Here is an 18,350-nt window from a genome sequence, read left to right as displayed (position 1 = left end):
TCAGTCGTCTTCGTCCTCAAACCCTGGGTCACGCTCATTACGATGGACCCAGGCTGACATCAGAAGCCCAAAGCCGAACATCATCGTCAGCATGGCTGAGCCGCCATAGGAAATCAGCGGGAGCGGCACACCACCGACCGGAATAGCGCCCATCACCATCGACAAATTGACGGCACAGTACAGGAAGAAATCCATCGCGATGCCCAGCCCAAGCAGTCGCCCGAACTGATTGCGGCTCCGCATAGCAATCAACGTGGCGCCTAGCGTTAGAACCGTCAGCAGACCAATGACGGCTATGCCGCCTGCAAAACCCCACTCCTCACCAATCATGGTGAAGATGAAGTCCGTCTGCTTTTCTGGCAGGAAGTTCAACTGCCCCTGACTGCCATGCAGGTATCCCTCGCCCCACATGCCACCAGAGCCCAAGGCAATCTTGGACTGGATGATGTTATAACCTGCCCCCAGCGGATCATGCTCGGGGTGCAGGAAGGTATCGATCCGGGCCTTCTGATAATCGTGCAGATGGCCGTAAATGAACTTTCCCAGAAACGGGATGGGCGCCACAAGAATAACAATCTGCCAAAGCCGCATTCCAGCCGCGAAAAACAGCGTAGCCCCGATCACGCCAATAATGGTCGCCGTCCCGAGATTGGGCTCCTTCAGAACCAGAACGACAGGCAATAGCGTCAGGATGGCGGGGATAACGAGACGTAGCGGATTGCCCATCCGCTCGTTTCCAATTCTGTGAAACCATGTTGCCAACATCAGGACCAGGCCGATCTTGGCAAATTCAGACGGCTGAAACTGCATCCCCGCCAGGTTAATCCAGCGCTCCGCCCCTTTACCCACATGCCCCATTCGCAACACGAGGGCGAGCAGGGCAATGGAGAACAGATAGACGGGAACAGACATGAGACGCAGAATGCGTGGGCTGACCAGCGCCACGGCAATCATCATGACCAATCCAAAACCGAACCGAACCATTTGCGGCCCAGCGAAAGGTTTGGCTGATCCGCCACCTGCCGAATACAGCGCCACATACCCAACACCCGCCAGCAAACAGACCAGCAGCACATACAGCCAGTTGACCTGAAGCAGCCGGGCCATAGGGCGGAAATCAGGCTCAGCACGCAGAAGCCGCTTGTCAGATTTCAGAAAGCCAAATGTATTCATGACACCGCCCCTCACCCTTGCTCCGGTTCTGCCTGCGCCACAGTCTGCCCGGGAGGCCTGGATTGATTGGATGGATCACGAAGCAAAGTATCTGTCATGATCTGCTTGGCCAGTGGAGCGGCTTCATCTGCGCCTGCATTGCCGTGTTCAACCACAACCGAGACTGCATATCGGGGGTCATCATATGGGGCGAAACAAATGAACAGCGCATGAGGACGATACTCCCACGGCAAGCTCATGGAATTAAAATGCCCTGACTCACGCAAAGCCCGGGACACACGCCGCACCTGAGCTGACCCGGTTTTCCCCGCCATCTGGACATCGGGCAGATCCAAACGGGCTTTTGGGGCCGTACCATGCTGCTCATTCACGACCGCGAACATACCTGCGCGGACAACATTCAAATGTTCCTGCGGGATATCCACTGCCGGAGCGGCATCCAAAGAAGCCAGTCCGGAAATCTGGTCATTCGTTGCGCGGATCAGATGCGGTTGAACATTTCGACCTGAAGCAATCCGGGATACGTAGGTTGCAAGCGCCAAGGGCGTGACCTGCACAAAACCCTGACCAATACCCGCATTCACCGTATCACCGCCATTCCAGTGAAAGCCGTGCTGCTGTCGCCATTCCGGCGTCGGGATGACACCAGCGCGGACATGCGGCAGCTCAATGTCGAGTTTCACACCTAGCCCCATAGCGTTCCCGACGGCCTTGATCGGGTCCATGCCACAGCGGCGGGCTACTTCGTAAAAATAAACGTCACAGGAAAATTTGAGGGCTTCACGCATGTTGATCATGCCGTGTCCCCATTTGTTCCAGCAGTGGAACCGCACGCCACCCATGTCGAAATAGCCGGGGCAATTGAAACGGTCTTGCGGTGTGACCGAGCCGGCCTTTAGCGCGCCCATCGCCACGGCTGGCTTGAAGGTGGACCCGGGCGGATACAGCCCGGAAACAGCCTTGTCTACGAGTGGCGTCCGCGGGTCATTCGCCCACTCATTCCACTGCGCATGGCTAACGCCGGAATCAAACAGGGAGGGATCGAAAGACGGCGTACTGACCATCGCCAGCACTTCACCATTCCGGCAATCCATGACCACGGAGCTGGCGACGCGATCACCAAGACGTTCTAAGACCTTTGACTGGAGCCCGACATCCAGAGTCAGGCGAACGTCCTCCCCCTGCTGGCCTTCCACCCGGTCAATTTCGCCAATCACTCTCCCAAGAGCGTTGACTTCCATTTCCACAGATCCCGGCTCTCCTCGAAGAACCGATTCCTGCGTCTGCTCTATGCCAGCCCGCCCCACGCGCATCCCAGGCAGAGACAACGTCGTGTCCTTGGCCACATCGTCTTCATTCGGCGGAGCGACATAACCGACAATATGTGCCGTCAGGTCCTGAAATGGATAGAGCCGGGTGGACCCGACATCGACGAGAACACCCGGCAATGAAGGCGCATTCAGCTCAATCCGCGCCATGTCATCCCATGACAGGAACTCATGGAGCGTGACCGGGACATATTTATGAACATGCTTCAGATCGCGCTCAATGCGTGCCCGATCATGCTCATCCAGCGGCACAATCTGTGCAAACCGTTCGATGACAGAAGCGATATCAGTCGTTTCTTCTGGCATCAGGAGCGCGCGCCAGCTGACCTTGTTATCAGCAAGGGCCACACCAAAGCGGTCATGGACGGTTCCGCGTGCGGGGGCCAGCAGACGCTTGCTGGTACGGTTACGCTCCGCAAGCTGGCGGAGATGGTCGCCCTCAACTGTCTGAATATTATAAAGTCGTCGCCCCAGAGCCCCCAGAACACCAGCCTGGACCGCCATCACTACAAGGGCACGACGCGTGAAGACGCCACGCCCGGAGCGAACAGGCACGTCCTGGCTTCGCGAGCGTAGCAGGGTCCGAAAAGGGCGTTTTCTGGAAAACATCAGGTCAGGCGTTCAAGTCCGGAAAAGAAAGCGGCGATTTGCGCGGAGAGCGCGAAAATGCGCCGTCAGGCCTGATCGGGATTGGCAAACGTGCGGCGGCCCCAGACAAACAGCGCGGTAAGACTGGGATAGATACCGATTGTTAGCGCAGCCTGAAAGAGGCCCGGTGCGGGCGATAATAGCGCAAATGCATGCAGACAGACGAGAGCCCACTGAAAAAAGGATGCCAGCGCCGCCAGAAAGCTGAAAATCAGCCAGCAGGCTACGAATCCCAAGCGGGACAACCCATAGCGCCAGTGATGGGCCACTCCGTAAATCACGAGCAATGACAGAAGGATGGCACCCGGCGGACCAAAACTGAACAGCTCCAGAACGAGTCCACACACAAAGACTGCCAGAGCAGGCATGGAGCGTGGGCGACTAAAGGCCCAGAACCAGACTGTACACATGGCGATGCCAAACTGAAGTTCTGCCTGCCCGGGAATTCCAAACGGTGCAGACAGCAGAACCGCAACCAGAATGATGAACAGAGACGGCATCGCCGCGCGAACAAACATGTCCAGCCGGCGGCGGAGCGTCTGTTTCGGCTCAACGGCAGAATGCAAATGGGGGGTGGAGTTTTCGGCAACCATCTGATTATTGCCCTCCCTTCCCCAGAGGTTCAGACATTCCCGGTAATTTGGGGAACGACAATCCACCCGGCAACGCAGGTTCTGAAGGAGGACGCCGGATCTTGACGCGCCCTGGCGCATCAGGGGCTTGGCCGCCGTCGTCTCCGTAGTCAAAGACGCGCACGATATCCAGACGGCGCAAGTCAGCGTCCGGCATCACAACCGGCCGGTTGGGAGCCAGGTAATGAACTGTTCCAATTGGAAGGCCCGCAGGCATCGCGCTCTGCCCACGCGTCTCCACACGTTCCCCTTCAATGGGATGATGGTCCTGCGGGTAATAAATCAGTCGGGGTGTATCTGTGTCATCCCCGGCCATAATGGCATCTCCATGAGATGCCGCCAGCGTGACAGGAATTCGGCTGGCATCATCATTGATGAGCAGAACACGGACCGTATGAGGCCCGACCTCTGTGACACGCCCTAACAGCCCAGACGAATCCAACGCCACATCGCCCATATGAACCTGATGCCCACTGCCAACATCCAGCAGAACAGCGCGTGAATAGGGCCCACCATCATCACGCGTAACACGGCCGGTCACATACTGGGGGATACTTTCCGGAATCCAGTGAAGACTATTCTTCAGGCGGCCATTTTCGGCTGCCAGAGCCACAGCCACATCATACCAGTGCCGCAGAGCACGGTTCTCATCTCGCAGACGGGAATTCTCCCGCGCAAGATCCGTCGCACCCCGTAGATCCACAAGCCAGTCCCGCAATTTCGTCTGCGGCAGAACAAGAGCCTGATAAGCAGGCGCCAGAATATCGGTAGCCTGCAGACGTGCCCCATCCACTACCGGCCGCCGGACCAGCCCAAGCAGGACCAGTGCCACGGCGAAGAGGATCAGGATCGGCAGAGTTGCTCTTGCGAACACCTGCCGAGTGTGGATGGAGAACACTGGACTGTGTCCGGGTTCAGTACATGCTGCTCAGAACACTGCGCAGACGGCGCATTTCTTCGAGCGCACGACCCGTTCCCAGCGCCACGCATGACAGCGCATTCTCAGCCACGGTCACAGGGAGCCCCGTGTAAAGACGCAGAACCTCATCGAGGCGGTACAGGAGCGCACCACCGCCGGAGAGGACAATCCCTTTGTCCACGATATCGGCAGCCAGTTCAGGTGGCGTATTTTCCAGTGCTGTCGTCACGGCATCCACGATCTGCATGACCGGCTCTGCCAGACTTTCTGCAATCTGGGCCTGGCTGACCATCACTTCACGCGGCACGCCGTTGATCAGATCCCTGCCTTTGATTTCCGTGATGGGGCCATCCGGATTGGATGGATCATCCGGCATCATGGCGGCACCAAGCTCGATCTTGATACGCTCGGCAGAGCTTTCGCCCACGAGAAGATTATAGGTCTTCCGGATGTAGGAGATGATGGCCTCGTCCATCTTGTCTCCACCAACACGGGCAGAACGGGCGTAGACGATGCCACCGAGCGAGATCACGGCCACTTCCGTGGTTCCGCCACCGATATCCACAATCATGCTGCCAGACGGTTCAGTGACCGGGAGGCCTGCACCGATTGCGGCTGCCATCGGCTCTTCGATCAGCATGACCTTGCGGGCACCCGCGCTCTCGGCACTTTCCTGAATGGCCCGACGTTCAACAGCCGTCGCACCAGAAGGAACACAGATGATGATCTGCGGACTCGCGAAGGCCCGGCGATTATGCACTTTACGGATGAAGTGCTTGATCATCTCTTCCGCGACTTCGAAGTCCGCAATAACGCCGTCTCGCAGCGGACGGATGGCGGTGATGTTGCCAGGCGTACGCCCGACCATCTGCTTGGCTTCGTTACCAACAGCCAGAACCTGCTTTTTGCCGCGCACTTCAGCGATGGCAACCACAGATGGCTCATCGAGCACAATACCGCGGCCTTTAACGTAAACGAGCGTGTTGGCAGTGCCGAGGTCGATCGCCATGTCAGCAGACATGAGACCCAGCAGACGAGAAAACATCCAAAACTCCTGGCGCGGCTCTGTGCGGCAGACAGATTATATATCGTTAAGGTGGGGCGGGCTCCCCGCGGGTGGACTTAACGATGCAAAGGCCGTTCAGCAAGGGTAACAGTCCCGATAATGTCATTAGCGACGAACAACTTTTCATCACGGGAGATCAGGACATGGAAAAAAATCTTTCCGCGCCTCAATCTTGCCACCCTTCAGTCACGTTCTCCACGTTACCACTATATGGTCTTATCCGACATTCCTTTCCGAAAGCAGGGGAAGCGTCGGAGAAACCAAAACAGAACAGGACATAAAAAATGAATATGACCAAGACTCCCCGCCTGATCGCCGTCCTGACCCTCTGTGGCGCTGCTCTTGCGGGCTGCGGTAGCCCGTACGACAGTGGAGCTCGTGCAGGCTCTGGCGCCCTTGTCGGTGCAGGTGCCGGCGCTGCAATCGGCGCCTTGGCTGGCGGCGGTCGCGGCGCGGCTATCGGTGCACTCGCAGGTGGTGGTACAGGCGCTGCTGTTGGTGCAGCAACCACGCCAAGCCAGCGTTCACGGAACGGTTACTGAGCCTGTTATCGGGCTAGCGACCATGAATTCTAAGGATTTGTGACATGAGGTCCGTTATCGACCGCTCTGCTTTTCGGGGCGTAGCTCTGATTGGCGCTTTTGCGACCGTTCTTTCCCTAGGCGGTTGCCAGGGAAACTATGACCCGGGATCGCGCGCCCTTGGCGGCGGTCTTCTGGGAGGCGGCGCAGGTGCGGCCATCGGCGCACTGGCCGGCGGCGGTCGCGGAGCTGCCATTGGTGCGCTTGCTGGTGGCGCACTTGGGGCAACGACGGGCGCCGTTACAGCGCCCAATCGCCCGAGCTACCAGCAGGGCGGGTACCAGAACGGTTACCCCCAGCAAGGTGGCTACCCTCAGGGATATCAGCAGCAGAACGGTCAGTATCCGACCTATCCGCAGCAGCAATATCAGTGCCCACCCAACACGAACTGCCAGAACCCCTACCCTCAGCAGCAGGGCTACAACAACGGCGGTTACCCTCAGCAGAGCAACTACGGCTACTAAGCTTTACGGTTTCCGGATGTCAGATCATCCGGAAACCAATAACGGCCAGAAGAATACCCAGCACCCAGCGCTGGGTATCTTCATGCAATTTCCCTGCACATAACGTCCCCAGAATAATACCTGGGATGGATCCCATCAGAAGCGCCAGAAGGACGGCGGTATCCACCGCGCCCTCCAGCCAGTGACCTCCCCCTGCAATCAGCGTGAGCGGAACTGCATGGGCGATATCCGTTGCAACGAGCGTTCGTGTTGTCAGGCGCGGATAAAGCATCGTCAAGGCGGCCATGCCGACAGCTCCAGCTCCCACGGAAGACAGCGTCACCAACGTCCCAAGTAAAACACCAAGCAGAACCGTTAAAATCGTTTCAGCCCGGTCGCTCAGGGGTTTACGCCCTTCAGCCCACTTTCTCAGCCTTGGCTTCAGCAAAATTGCTGGCGCCGTAAGAAGCAGTGCCACACCGAGAACAACCTGAATGAGACGGGACGCGGCGTCGGACATGCCCGCATGGTGCAGGAAAATCAGGCACAACAGACCTGCCGGGAGACTCCCCGCCATCTGCCAGCCAACAATCTTCCAGCTCACCACGCCCATATGGCGGTTGAGGCCAGTACCAACAATTTTCGTAACGGCTGCGTAAAGCAGGTCTGTTCCGACGGCTGACTGAGGCTTTGCCCCGAACAGCAGGATCAGCAGTGGCGTCATGAGGGACCCTCCCCCCACTCCGGTCATGCCTACCAGAAAGCCTACAAATAGACCCGACGCCGTATAAAGCCACGAATGCGGCATAGCTGCCCCTTCCAAATTCAGAAGGAGACAATATCAATCGTGTTATTTTTGTCTAGATCACCAATAAACTATATTAATTAGTTTATTGGTGATCTCTCATGGTTCGAAGCTTAGAGTGCTTCAGGCTCAGTCCGCTCGCGCTTGGTGAGCAGCTTATTCAGGGCATGGATATAGGCACGAACAGCAGACACAACCGTATCGGCATCGGCACCCTGACCGTCTACGAGCTTACCATTCTCCTGCAGACGAACCGTCGTGCGGGCCTGAGCGTCTGTCCCTTCCGTGACGTTAGCCACCGAGAACAGCGCCAGTTCTGCTGAATGAGGGAATGCCTCACCGATGGCACGGAATGCCGCATCAACCGGGCCATTTCCACTGACAGCCGCATACTGGGTGGCGCCATCAACGCTGATTTCCAGCTTGACCTGAGACTTCTGCTTGGTGCCGGAAGCAACTTCCAGAGAAATCAGATGAACGCGCTCGTGGTCGCGGCTCTCATCATCGACCAGTGCGCAGATATCGTCATCGAACACGACCTTCTTGCTGTCAGCCAGATCCTTGAACCGGGCAAAAGCAGCGTTCAGAGCCTCGTCTTCCAGCGGCGGGTAGCCAAGCTGAGCCAGCTTGTCGCGGAATGCCGCACGGCCGGAATGCTTGCCCATCACCAGCGAGCTCTTGTTCCAACCCACGCTTTCCGGCGTCATGATCTCATAAGTGGCAGCGTTCTTCAGAACACCGTCCTGATGGATGCCACTTTCATGCGCGAAAGCGTTCCGGCCAACGATGGCCTTGTTCGGCTGCACGTCGAAGCCCGTGATCGTCGCCAGCATACGGGACATGCCCAGCAGCTTCGGCGTCTCGATGCCCGTTACCTTGCCGTACTGGTCATGACGCGTCCGCAGCGCCATGACGATTTCTTCCAGCGCAGCATTACCGGCACGCTCACCGATGCCATTGATCGTGCATTCGATCTGACGGGCACCGCCTTCGACAGCGGCCAGCGTATTTGCAACACCCAAGCCCAGATCATTGTGGTTATGGGTGGAGAAGATCACCTGATCCGCACCCGGCACCCGTTCACGCAGCATATCAAAAATGCGTCGCATTTCTTCCGGCGTTGCGAAGCCTACGGTATCAGGAATGTTGATGGTGTTCGCACCATTCTTGATGGCGACTTCGACACAACGGCACAGGAAGTCAGGGTCCGTACGAGAACCGTCTTCAGCAGACCATTCCACGTCATCCGTGTACTGACGGGCCTTCTGGTTGCCAGACGCAATAATGTCCAGAACCGTTTCAGGCTCCATCCGCAGCTTATACTTCATGTGCAGTGGAGATGTGGAAATAAAGTTATGAATACGGGAGCGTTCAGCACCCTTCAGAGCTTCGCCGCAGGACTCAATGTCGCGCTTGCCACCACTGCGAGCCAGACCGCAGATAACAGAGCCACGCACCTGCTCCGCAATGCTGCGAACACTCTCGAAGTCATCTTTGGATGCGACCGGAAAGCCAGCCTCAATAACGTCCACGCCCAGAGCGCTCAACGCATGAGCCATGCGGAGCTTCTCTTCGAGGTTCATGGAGAAACCGGGGGACTGTTCACCGTCACGCAGCGTCGTATCAAAAATGATAACGCGGTCGTCGGAAATCGTACCGAAGGACGGATGTTGGAAAGTCATGTCTTGATCATCTCGCTGGTCAGGAAATTTTCTGGTCTGTCATCCCCTGAACGCAACGGAACGCTGCCCGCCTTGATGTGGCGTTCAGGGGCCGATAAGTCGAAGCGAGAGGATCGAAAGAAATGTCATGGGCACGGAAAATGTCCGATTCTTTCGTCATGCGCAACCCACATGACTAAAAACTCTGCCCTGCGTTCTTATGGGGTCAGCCCGTCATCACCCCGGGCCGAGTTGAAAAGTACCGATCAACAGCGGTTTTCATAGCGCTCGCAACCTGTGTGCGGTGCACAGCCTGCCGCAGGGCGGCTTCATCCAGCCGGTTAGACATGAAACCCATTTCCACCAGAACTGACGGTATCTCTGCGGACTTCAGCACCACAAAAGCCGCATGGCGCGACGGATGCGTCAGCAGCCCAATGCGACTACGAAATGCGCCTACAACACTTGATGCCATGTGCGCAGACCCGCGCCGCGTTTCTTCAGAAACCAGACTGGAAAGGATCTGCTGGACGTCGGGAGACATGCCATGAAACGCAGGGCCGCCAAAGCGGTCTGCACTATTCTCCCGCTGTGCCAGAGCCGCTGTTTGAGCGTCCGACGCTCCGCTGGAAAGCGTATAGACACTCGCCCCGCGAACATCACGGTCATGCAGTGCATCGGCGTGCATAGAGATAAAGAGATGCGCCTGATGCTGCTGGGCCATTTCCACGCGCCCTTCCAGGGGAATGAAATGGTCCTCTGAACGGGTCATAGCCACGCGGTACTGTCCGGATGCCAGAAGCTGGCGCCGCAGTTCTGTCGCCGCAGCTTCGGCAATATGTTTCTCATACGTACCGGAAATACCGATTGCGCCAGGATCTTTTCCACCATGTCCGGGATCCAGCATGACCAGCGGTTTGGGTGGCGGCGCATTTCGGTGAACGGCCGGGGCCTGAAGCGGTTTGGCAGAGGGAGAATGCGCTGTCAGATGCTTAGTTCGGGCGACGGCTCCCAAGGGAGCCACCGTGGAGAGGCAGGCAAGACCTTCCATTACCATGCGTCGCGTCAGCATCCGTTTACCCTGCGTCTTTTCGATCATCTGGACCTTCAGTCATAACAGACACAGGACAATGTCTGAAACAAGGCAAAGCACCTTTTGGAGAGCCGGAAAAAGCCCTGCTTGCCAGCGGCCCTTCTTTAAGTCATCCTGTGCGCCAAGGACCTGAAGAGAGCGGTCCGATCGTTTGTGGGCTTTTATCCTTTTCCCACAACGCTCCCGCCTCGATCGTCCGAGCCGCGACGCCCCATCGTTTGACATGTGCCGGACATTTTCTGCGCCATGTCCTGATCGGGCTGCTCCGGCAGGATTAGTTCAGTCCGGCACAGGCTCACAACCTGACCGGAGTGCGTTTTCATCCGGCACCAGACCACGGGCCGGACGTCTGTCAGGGGTCGAATGTCACGCGACGTGATCACAGCCAGGAGCCTAACCGAAACGGGACCAGATGCGTCCCGCGGTCTGGCATTCCGGCTGATCCGCCCCCTCCACCCCGTACAATCAGGTGTTCCCTCTGGCCCAAAGCGCCACACTGGAGCATCGTGGAGTTCAGTTTTCCATGACCAAGCGTATGCTTATCGACACCACACACGCGGAAGAAACGCGTGTTGTGGTCATGGACGGTGACCGCGTTGAAGATTACGACGTCGAGACATCGTCCAAGAAACAGCTCAAAGGCAACATCTACCTTGCCAAAGTCATCCGTGTTGAGCCGAGCCTTCAGGCCGCTTTCGTAGAATACGGCGGAAACCGTCACGGCTTCCTCGCCTTCAGCGAAATTCACCCGGATTACTTCCAGATCCCCGTCGCAGATCGCGAGAAGCTTCTGGCCATCCAGGAAGAAGAAGTTGCGTCTGAACAACGCGCTGAACTTCCGGACAGTGAGGAAGAGCCCGCCTCTGACGAGACGGAAGAGAACGACAACCAGGATCGTCGCGCGCCAGAAACCGTTGGTGGCGAGCACGACACAGGTGAGGAAAGCGCGGCTTCGCGTCGTACGGCCCGCTTCCTACGCAACTACAAGATCCAGGAAGTCATCCGCCGCCGTCAGGTCCTGCTCGTTCAGGTCGTGAAAGAAGAGCGTGGCAACAAGGGCGCGGCCCTTACCACCTACGTCTCTCTCGCTGGCCGTTATTGCGTCCTGATGCCGAACGCCCTGCGTGGTGGTGGTGTCTCTCGCAAGATTACGTCTGACACGGATCGTCGCCGTCTGCGCGACATCATCGCAGAACTGAACCTGCCCAAGACGATGGCCATGATCGTCCGGACCGCAGGTGCAGGCCGTCCAGGACCGGAAATCGTTCGGGACTGTGAATACCTGCTTCAGCTTTGGGACGACATTCGCTCACACGCGCTGTCATCCGTTGCTCCAACGCTGGTTTATGAGGAAGCGAGCCTCATCAAGCGCGCCATTCGCGACCTGTTCTCCAAAGACATCGAAGACATCATGGTCGACGGTGAGTCTGCGTGGAGAAGTGCGCGTGAGTTCATGCGCCTGCTGATGCCGCACAACGCTGGCAAGGTGAAGCTCTGGCAGAACCGTGGACAGAGCCTCTTCGCGCGTTACAACGTCGAAGGGCATCTGGATGCGATGTTCTCCCCAACTGCACGCCTGAAGTCTGGTGGCTATCTGGTCATCAACCAGACGGAAGCACTCGTCGCCATCGACGTGAACTCTGGTAAATCCACGTCACAGCGCAACATTGAGGAAACGGCACTCCGCACGAACCTTGAAGCTGCTGAAGAAGTTGCGCGCCAGCTGCGCCTGCGTGATCTGGCTGGCCTTGTCGTCATTGACTTCATCGACATGGAAAGCCGCCGCCATAACGCTCAGGTCGAGAAGCGCCTCAAGGAATCTCTGCGTACCGATCGCGCACGCATTCAGGTGGGACATATCTCTCATTTCGGCCTGCTCGAAATGTCCCGCCAGCGTCTGCGTCCGTCCATCGCTGAATCACTGCTGACGCCTTGCCCGCACTGTCAGGGCACTGGCTTCATTCGCGGTACGGAAAGCTCCGCTCTTCATGTGCTGCGTGCCATCGATGAAGAAGGCACCCGCCAGCGTGCTGCCGAGATCGATGTTCACATAGGATCGGACATTGCCCTCTACATTCTGAACAACAAGCGCGACTGGCTGTCTGACATTGAGCAGCGTCACCGCATGCGCGTGATCTTCCGCACGGAAGAAGATCTGCCCGCAGCAGACATGCGTATCGAGCGTATCCGTCCGCAGACGGCTGCACCGGCACCAGAGCCAGTACCGGCTCAGATTGCTGCGCCTCACAACGTCCGCACGATCGAAATCATTGAGGACGAGGCACCTGTCGTTCCTCAGGCTGCTGCGGTTGAAGCGCGGGCTGAGTTGCCTGCCCGGAGTGAAGACGTCGAAGTCAACACGGGTGACGAGGAAGAGGGCAACAACGGCAACCGTCGTCGTCGTCGCCGCCGTCGTCGTGGTCGTCGTGATCAGAACGGCGAGAACGAGACCGTTCAGGGCAATGCTGCCGAACCAAACGGCGAACAGCCTTCCGTCCACCGGTCTGACGATGAAACCGAAGAAGTCGGTCTTATCCCGGGTCGTCGTCGGACGCGCTTCAAGCGTGTTCAGAAGGAAGACGAAGTCGCAGCAGAGGCCCCGGTGCAGGAAAAGGTGTCCTTTCAGGAAGAAGCACCTAAGCCAGTACGCCACGCTCCGGCTCAGCAGCCTTCCCAGCGCCGCCGGGAAGAACGCCAGCCTGTTTCGCGTGGATATGCAGGCCCGACGCCGGCTGATCCGTTCGGTGGAAGCTTCGATATTTTCGATGTGATCGAACAGGCTGAAATGGAGCAGGCTTCCCGCCCGCTTCAGACATCTACAGCAACCCCTGCCCGCCTTTCTGTCGAGAGCGCTCCGGTAGTTGACGTTGCCGAGATCGCTGCCGAGCCGATTGCTGCAGAACAGGAAAAACCAAAGCGCACCAGAGGCCGCCGCAGCACCAAGGCTGTGAAGGCTGAAGCAGTGGCACCGGTAGTCGCAGAAGAAGTCGTCGTGGCTGCTCTGACTGCTCCGACGGAAGAGGAAGCTCCGGCCAAGCCTAAGCGTCCACGCACCCGTCGCACGACCAAGGCTACAGAAGCCAAGGCAGACGACGTTGTTGTGGAAGCAATGGCTTCGGAGGCCTCAGCTCCTGTCGCCGAGGAAGAGGCAACCGCCAAGCCGAAGCGTACTCGCGCCCGTCGCGCAACCAAGGCTGTCAAAGCCGACGATGCCGCAGCGGATGATGGAAACACGCTACAGCCCATCAACATTGACGAGTTGCCACCGGTGACGCGTCGCATGGGCTGGTGGAAGCGGTAACATCCGCTTCTCACCCCAACAAAAAGCCGACCGGATATTTCCGGTCGGCTTTTTTTATGCCCGGTTTATGCGTAACGCTTCAGGCAAGCTTCAAGGCTTGTGGAGCCCCGCACGGGGTCTGCAGGGCGGTCATAATGTTGATGAATAAAGAGCCCGGTCATGTTCGCATAAGACTGCGCGGCTTCTTTCGAGAAACCATTTCCGCGATAGGCCTCATACCACCTCTCTTGGGGAATGACCTGCACTTGGACGGCGCGCCCTAATATTCTGGAAAGGGCGGCAGCAACGTCTGAAGGCGTATAGCTCTCCGGCCCCTCGATATTGTGGATGCCCGTCTGTTCAACATCAGACATCAGTAACTTACCTGCCAGACCTCCAACATCTTCTGGAGCGACCATGGGAAACGCCTGTGTTGCCGGCAGAAATGTCTGTAGCACTCCTGTAGCTTTCGCAGCGCTCGTCGCCCCTGCCCAGTTGCTTATGTAATAGGCCGCGCGGACAATACACACCGGAACGTTCAGGGCCTGCGCACCCTGTTCCAGCTCATACAAAACGCCGAGATCACCACAGTGCTCACCAGGCTGCGCGCCATAGGTGGATTGCACGACGACCTTTTCCAGAGCAACGCCCCGCAATGCTTTCAAAATGGAGCACACAGTCTTGCGTTCTTCCACATCCGTATTGCCAGACACTGCCGCAGGGGGATTGAGAACGAACACGCGTTGCGCCCTCTGAAAAAGCACCCTCAGAGTATCAGTGTCATTCACATCCACTGCCGCATAATCTACGCCGGCGTGGCGTTGTTCAGAGGCCGCAACAACCTGCCGGGTTACTACCGTGACATCATGCCCAGCCGCCAGAACAGTTTGTGCAACAGCGCGGCCGACATGGCCCGTCCCGCCAAGAATGACATACATGCCTACATCCCCTGTATTGCCGAAAGGCGTATGCCCCAGAACGGCATCAGCCTTCGCAAGGAGACCTCACGAAGGCTGATGAAAGCACACACGATGTAACTAAATGGCGTAACCCGTTAGGATTTTTTTACGAATTCAGACTTCAGGTTCATTGCGCCAATTCCCGCGATCTTACAGGCAATATTATGTCCGTCCGTCGCATCAACAAGACGAATGTTCTTGACCTTGGTGCCGCTTTTCACAACCAACGAAGATCCTTTGACCTTCAGGTCCTTCACAACCGTAACGCTGTCACCATCTACAAGGACATTGCCATTGGCATCTTTGATTTCCGCAGATGCGTCGCCAGCGTCGGCCTGACCGCCCTCTTCCGGGTTCCATTCATTGCCGCAGTCCGGACAGACCCACAGAGTCCCATCCGGATAAACATGCTCCGACCCACATTTGGGACATTTCAGCTCATCAGTCATGTCAAACCTCACTCTTTCGTGAGATCCACTTTAAAGCACTGAAGATGATAGGGAAATGCGCCAGCTCAATCTGCCCGGAAAACTTTTACCGGCAGACGCTCTTGTTACCGTTTGCCGCAATGAACGTTCCCGTCAAAGGTTCAAAACACGCATTCTGCGGGCAGGACGACGTTGTGGTGGCCAAACCCTGCGCATAGAGCGCTGATCCTGCCAGATTGGCTTCACGCTGCGCTGTCCCGCAAAGCGGCGTATTTGACGCCGCAGACGGGTCATTCAGAAGCACCTTATGACCATCCGCCGGAGCTTCTTCGGCCAATCCCGGAGCAAAATCCTGCGGGGGAATCTTCTGGGCGGGAGCCTGCACGGCCGCGCTGGAAGATGGGGCGGAAGGCTGCTCCGCACAAGCTGCCAGAAGAGGCAGGACAACAAGGCTCAACCAGAACGAACGCATGTGAACTCCGGATCACAAACCGGGCCACGCCCGGACACTTCACCATTAAAGACCCAGATCGGCCTGGGACGTAAGAAGGGTATCGAGTTTTGCCCCACGTTGGCCGTCAGCGAAAGACAGAACCACACGTCCGTTCAAAGGTTCCGCGTCGGAATGGGTCACGGGGCGCCCCTTGCTATCCTGAACGAGCACATATCCCCGGCTGAGGATCGCCCTCGGGGAGACCGCTTCCAGATGACTTCCCAACCCATCAAGACGCGCTTTCTGAAGCCTGATGGCGCTATTAAGAGTCTCAGGAGACAGTCTCTGTCGTTCTACCCGAAGGTGGAACCGTTGGGACGCGCGCTGCCATGCCGTGACAAGAGCGGTCTCTGACGCACGAAGAGCGCTCTGTCGCCGTTCGATCATTAAACGTGGTGACGGAAGCTGCCTTGAGGGCGCAGTCAGGGCGGCCCTCGCCCGGCTGACAATCAGTTCCGGCGATGGCAGTTGCCGTACCGGAGCATCCAGACGGCTTCTTGCGCGCATGACAAAGGCTGGAAGAGCAAGATCAAGGCGCTGGCTCCGGTCATCCAAACGCATGCGTGCAGTCTCAAGAAGAGACGGCAGATCTGGCAGTCGCGATGTAGCCTGCTCCAGCCTTGCCCGGGATGTCTGCATGATGCGGCTCAAACCACCTGCCAGACGGGCCGTCCGATGTGCCAGATCCGCGACCAGTTCAGAGCGCAAGGGCACAGCCATTTCTGCCGCAGCCGTTGGCGTCGGTGCACGCCGATCTGAAACAAGATCGATCAGTGTGGTGTCTGTCTCGTGACCCACAGCAGAAATAACCGGGATGGGACATGCTGCAACGGCACGCAAAACACGCTCATCATTGAATGCCATAAGATCTTCAAGAGAGCCACCGCCACGGGCCACAATCAGAACATCCGGGCGACGAGACCTCTGTGCCATGCCGTCAATGGCCGCAGCGATCTGGGCCGCAGCCCCCTCTCCCTGTACGGCAACAGGCCACAACAACACATCCCGGGGAAAGCGACGTTCAATGGTCGTACGAATATCATGAAGAACCGCCCCGGATCGTGATGTCACGACACCGACAAGCGATGGCAGAAACGGAATGGGTTTTTTGCGATCGGCTTCGAACAGTCCCTCATCAAGCAGTTTGCGACGCAGGCGCTCAATATTGGCGAGCAGAGCTCCCTCGCCTGCGAATTCCATCCGATCAATGATGAGCTGATAGCTGGAGCGCTCGCCGTAGGACGAGACCTTCCCTGTCGCGATGACTTCATTGCCGTTCTCGGGCGCCATACCCAGACGCGAGACTGTTCCGCGCCAGATGACGCCGGAGATCTTTCCGCCCTCATCCTTCAAGGACAGATAGATATGCCCGGAGGGGTAACGCTTGAGTTCCGTCAGCTCACCACGCACACGAACACGCCCGAATCCGGTCTCAAGCGTGCGCTTGATGGCTCCGGAAATCTCGGAAACTGAATATTGCGGCACATTCCCGCGTGCAGACGCGGCATCACTCTCCATCATGGAGCCAGTCTATGCTACGCACGCCGTCAGACGAAGCCCTGATCTCAGGGACCCGCAGATGAAAAAGGGAGAGCGGAATGCGCGTTTTGCTGGTCGGTTCCGGAGGGCGCGAACACGCCCTGGCAACATGTCTGGCGCGCTCGCCCAGTCTTACGGCCCTTTATGCGGCGCCTGGCAATCCCGGCATGGCCTCTCTAGCAACGCTTGTTCCGCTAAAAGCCGATGACGTTGCAGGGCTTGTCGCCTTTGCCAAAGAGCAGAACATCGACCTGATCGTTCCCGGCCCTGAAGCGCCTCTGGTGGTCGGTCTGGCGGATGCCTGCGCCGAAGCTGGCATCCCCTGCGCTGGCCCGACCAAGGCAGCGGCCCTTTTGGAAGGCAGTAAAGCGTTTACCAAGGACGTTGCGGATGCCGCTGGCATTCCAACAGCAAAATGGGAACGCTTCGAAGACGAGGCACCAGCCCTTGAATTCGTTCGACGTCGCGGTGCGCCGATCGTCGTAAAAGCGGACGGTCTGGCGGCCGGTAAGGGCGTGGTCGTCGCCCAGAGTGTCGAAGAAGCGGAAGACGCCATTCGCAAGCTCGGCATGCCGCTCGTCATTGAAGAATGTCTGGTGGGCGAAGAAGTCTCGCTGTTCGCGTTCTGCTCGGACGAAAAGGCCGTTCTGATCGGTGCAGCCCGCGACCACAAGCGTCTGGGCGATGGTGATACGGGGCCAAACACCGGCGGTATGGGTGCCATTTCCCCACCACCCGGCTTTGATCGCGCGGCTCAGGAAAAGGCGCTGGACCTCAGCGTGCGCCCGATGCTGGCGGAAATGGTGCGTCGCGGGACGCCTTTCCGTGGCGTGATTTTCGCTGGCCTGATGCTGACGAATGAAGGCCCAAAGCTGATTGAATACAATGTCCGCTTTGGTGATCCGGAAGCGCAGGCACTCCTGATCCGCCTCAAGTCAGACCTGCTTCCTATTCTTGCAGCTCTCGCAGACGGCAATCTCGATCATGCCGCTGCCGACTTCTCCGACGAAGCGTCTATCTCACTGGTGCTGGCTGCTAATGGCTACCCGGATGCCGCGAAAAAGGGCGGTCGCATTTCGGGCATCGAACGCGCCGAAGCCGTCCCGGGCGTTTCGGTTTTCCATGCTGGGACAAAGCTGGTCGATGGCGTTCTTGTCGCGGATGGTGGACGTGTTCTGACAGTCTGCGCCAAGGCTGCTACGCCAGAAGATGCACGTCGTCTTGCTTATGAAGGCGCGTCAGCCATCCAGTGGGAAGACAAGATTTTCCGTACGGATATTGGCCTGTAATTGAAATATTTCA

Annotated in this window: 17 protein-coding genes; 4 read left to right on the top strand and 13 right to left on the bottom strand. The window is 57.8% G+C overall.

Features of this window, described 5'->3' with window-relative positions; translation table 11 throughout:
* The 5 genes from rodA to KP702_RS02495 form a co-directional block, all read right to left on the bottom strand.
* Positions 1-1,173 (bottom strand): rod shape-determining protein RodA, encoded by a 1,173-nt coding sequence (gene rodA, locus KP702_RS02515; protein WP_215768450.1) that lies wholly within the window; start codon positions 1,171-1,173, stop codon positions 1-3.
* A gap of 11 nt (positions 1,174-1,184) precedes the next feature.
* Positions 1,185-3,110 carry a penicillin-binding protein 2 gene (mrdA, locus tag KP702_RS02510; RefSeq protein ID WP_202206518.1) on the bottom strand — a complete coding sequence of 642 codons (1,926 nt, stop codon included), beginning with the start codon at positions 3,108-3,110 and terminating at the stop codon, positions 1,185-1,187.
* 65 nt (positions 3,111-3,175) lie between these two features.
* Positions 3,176-3,742 (bottom strand): hypothetical protein, encoded by a 567-nt coding sequence (locus KP702_RS02505; RefSeq protein WP_046899733.1) that lies wholly within the window; start codon positions 3,740-3,742, stop codon positions 3,176-3,178.
* 4 nt (positions 3,743-3,746) lie between these two features.
* Positions 3,747-4,679: a rod shape-determining protein MreC gene (mreC, locus tag KP702_RS02500; protein WP_202206517.1), complete on the bottom strand. Its 933-nt coding sequence runs from the start codon at positions 4,677-4,679 to the stop codon at positions 3,747-3,749.
* Positions 4,680-4,695: 16 nt separating this feature from the next.
* The gene (locus KP702_RS02495) at positions 4,696-5,745 is read right to left on the bottom strand and encodes a rod shape-determining protein (protein WP_007283695.1); all 1,050 of its coding nucleotides are present in this window, start codon (positions 5,743-5,745) and stop codon (positions 4,696-4,698) included.
* Positions 5,746-6,050: 305 nt separating this feature from the next.
* On the opposite strand from KP702_RS02495, the gene KP702_RS02490 reads away from it, so the two are divergent.
* Both KP702_RS02490 and KP702_RS02485 read left to right on the top strand, forming a co-directional pair.
* Positions 6,051-6,308, top strand: a complete 258-nt coding sequence (locus KP702_RS02490) for a hypothetical protein (RefSeq protein ID WP_202206516.1) — start codon at positions 6,051-6,053, stop codon at positions 6,306-6,308.
* Positions 6,309-6,352: 44 nt separating this feature from the next.
* A complete protein-coding gene (locus KP702_RS02485) occupies positions 6,353-6,811 on the top strand; it encodes a hypothetical protein (RefSeq protein ID WP_202206515.1) in 459 nt (152 codons plus the stop codon).
* A gap of 19 nt (positions 6,812-6,830) precedes the next feature.
* Here KP702_RS02485 and KP702_RS02480 read toward each other — a convergent pair whose 3' ends face one another.
* The 4 genes from KP702_RS02480 to KP702_RS02465 form a co-directional block, all read right to left on the bottom strand.
* Entirely contained in the window at positions 6,831-7,598 is a 768-nt protein-coding gene (locus KP702_RS02480) for a sulfite exporter TauE/SafE family protein (protein WP_215768449.1), read from the bottom strand.
* A gap of 110 nt (positions 7,599-7,708) precedes the next feature.
* Positions 7,709-9,277 (bottom strand): 2-isopropylmalate synthase, encoded by a 1,569-nt coding sequence (locus KP702_RS02475; RefSeq protein ID WP_202206513.1) that lies wholly within the window; start codon positions 9,275-9,277, stop codon positions 7,709-7,711.
* Positions 9,278-9,482: 205 nt separating this feature from the next.
* The gene (locus KP702_RS02470) at positions 9,483-10,328 is read right to left on the bottom strand and encodes an N-acetylmuramoyl-L-alanine amidase (RefSeq protein WP_237389859.1); all 846 of its coding nucleotides are present in this window, start codon (positions 10,326-10,328) and stop codon (positions 9,483-9,485) included.
* 182 nt (positions 10,329-10,510) lie between these two features.
* Entirely contained in the window at positions 10,511-10,732 is a 222-nt protein-coding gene (locus KP702_RS02465; RefSeq protein ID WP_215768552.1) for a hypothetical protein, read from the bottom strand.
* 140 nt (positions 10,733-10,872) lie between these two features.
* On the opposite strand from KP702_RS02465, the gene KP702_RS02460 reads away from it, so the two are divergent.
* Positions 10,873-13,650 carry an Rne/Rng family ribonuclease gene (locus KP702_RS02460; RefSeq protein WP_202206511.1) on the top strand — a complete coding sequence of 926 codons (2,778 nt, stop codon included), beginning with the start codon at positions 10,873-10,875 and terminating at the stop codon, positions 13,648-13,650.
* Between the two features lie 65 nt (positions 13,651-13,715).
* Here KP702_RS02460 and KP702_RS02455 read toward each other — a convergent pair whose 3' ends face one another.
* The 4 genes from KP702_RS02455 to xseA all read right to left on the bottom strand — a co-directional run bounded on the left by KP702_RS02455 (position 13,716) and on the right by xseA (position 17,030).
* Positions 13,716-14,567, bottom strand: a complete 852-nt coding sequence (locus KP702_RS02455; protein ID WP_202206510.1) for an NmrA family NAD(P)-binding protein — start codon at positions 14,565-14,567, stop codon at positions 13,716-13,718.
* 116 nt (positions 14,568-14,683) lie between these two features.
* Positions 14,684-15,037, bottom strand: coding sequence for a zinc ribbon domain-containing protein YjdM (locus KP702_RS02450; RefSeq protein WP_046899740.1), 354 nt, complete (start codon positions 15,035-15,037; stop codon positions 14,684-14,686).
* Between the two features lie 85 nt (positions 15,038-15,122).
* Positions 15,123-15,488 (bottom strand): hypothetical protein, encoded by a 366-nt coding sequence (locus KP702_RS02445; protein WP_211496566.1) that lies wholly within the window; start codon positions 15,486-15,488, stop codon positions 15,123-15,125.
* Between the two features lie 45 nt (positions 15,489-15,533).
* Positions 15,534-17,030 (bottom strand): exodeoxyribonuclease VII large subunit, encoded by a 1,497-nt coding sequence (gene xseA, locus KP702_RS02440; protein ID WP_215768448.1) that lies wholly within the window; start codon positions 17,028-17,030, stop codon positions 15,534-15,536.
* Positions 17,031-17,107: 77 nt separating this feature from the next.
* On the opposite strand from xseA, the gene purD reads away from it, so the two are divergent.
* Positions 17,108-18,337 (top strand): phosphoribosylamine--glycine ligase, encoded by a 1,230-nt coding sequence (gene purD, locus KP702_RS02435; RefSeq protein WP_215768447.1) that lies wholly within the window; start codon positions 17,108-17,110, stop codon positions 18,335-18,337.
* Positions 18,338-18,350 lie beyond the last annotated feature (13 nt).

The sequence above is a fragment of the Gluconobacter sp. P5B12 genome (assembly GCF_018812035.1).
In the GTDB taxonomy this organism is placed as follows: domain Bacteria; phylum Pseudomonadota; class Alphaproteobacteria; order Acetobacterales; family Acetobacteraceae; genus Gluconobacter.
Note: the sequence above shows the minus strand (reverse complement) of the source record. Positions and strands in the feature narration are given on the sequence as shown.

Coding starts and splice junctions, on each gene's coding strand:
- KP702_RS02445 (WP_211496566.1), bottom strand. CDS start 15,488: ATGCGTTCGTTCTGGTTGAGCCTTGTTGTCCTGCCTCTTCTGGCAGCT.
- purD (WP_215768447.1), top strand. CDS start 17,108: ATGCGCGTTTTGCTGGTCGGTTCCGGAGGGCGCGAACACGCCCTGGCA.
- KP702_RS02490 (WP_202206516.1), top strand. CDS start 6,051: ATGAATATGACCAAGACTCCCCGCCTGATCGCCGTCCTGACCCTCTGT.
- KP702_RS02450 (WP_046899740.1), bottom strand. CDS start 15,037: ATGACTGATGAGCTGAAATGTCCCAAATGTGGGTCGGAGCATGTTTAT.
- KP702_RS02460 (WP_202206511.1), top strand. CDS start 10,873: ATGACCAAGCGTATGCTTATCGACACCACACACGCGGAAGAAACGCGT.
- KP702_RS02505 (WP_046899733.1), bottom strand. CDS start 3,742: ATGGTTGCCGAAAACTCCACCCCCCATTTGCATTCTGCCGTTGAGCCG.
- KP702_RS02495 (WP_007283695.1), bottom strand. CDS start 5,745: ATGTTTTCTCGTCTGCTGGGTCTCATGTCTGCTGACATGGCGATCGAC.
- mrdA (WP_202206518.1), bottom strand. CDS start 3,110: ATGTTTTCCAGAAAACGCCCTTTTCGGACCCTGCTACGCTCGCGAAGC.
- KP702_RS02485 (WP_202206515.1), top strand. CDS start 6,353: ATGAGGTCCGTTATCGACCGCTCTGCTTTTCGGGGCGTAGCTCTGATT.
- KP702_RS02475 (WP_202206513.1), bottom strand. CDS start 9,277: ATGACTTTCCAACATCCGTCCTTCGGTACGATTTCCGACGACCGCGTT.
- KP702_RS02470 (WP_237389859.1), bottom strand. CDS start 10,328: ATGCTGACGCGACGCATGGTAATGGAAGGTCTTGCCTGCCTCTCCACG.
- xseA (WP_215768448.1), bottom strand. CDS start 17,030: ATGATGGAGAGTGATGCCGCGTCTGCACGCGGGAATGTGCCGCAATAT.
- KP702_RS02480 (WP_215768449.1), bottom strand. CDS start 7,598: ATGCCGCATTCGTGGCTTTATACGGCGTCGGGTCTATTTGTAGGCTTT.
- rodA (WP_215768450.1), bottom strand. CDS start 1,173: ATGAATACATTTGGCTTTCTGAAATCTGACAAGCGGCTTCTGCGTGCT.
- KP702_RS02455 (WP_202206510.1), bottom strand. CDS start 14,567: ATGTATGTCATTCTTGGCGGGACGGGCCATGTCGGCCGCGCTGTTGCA.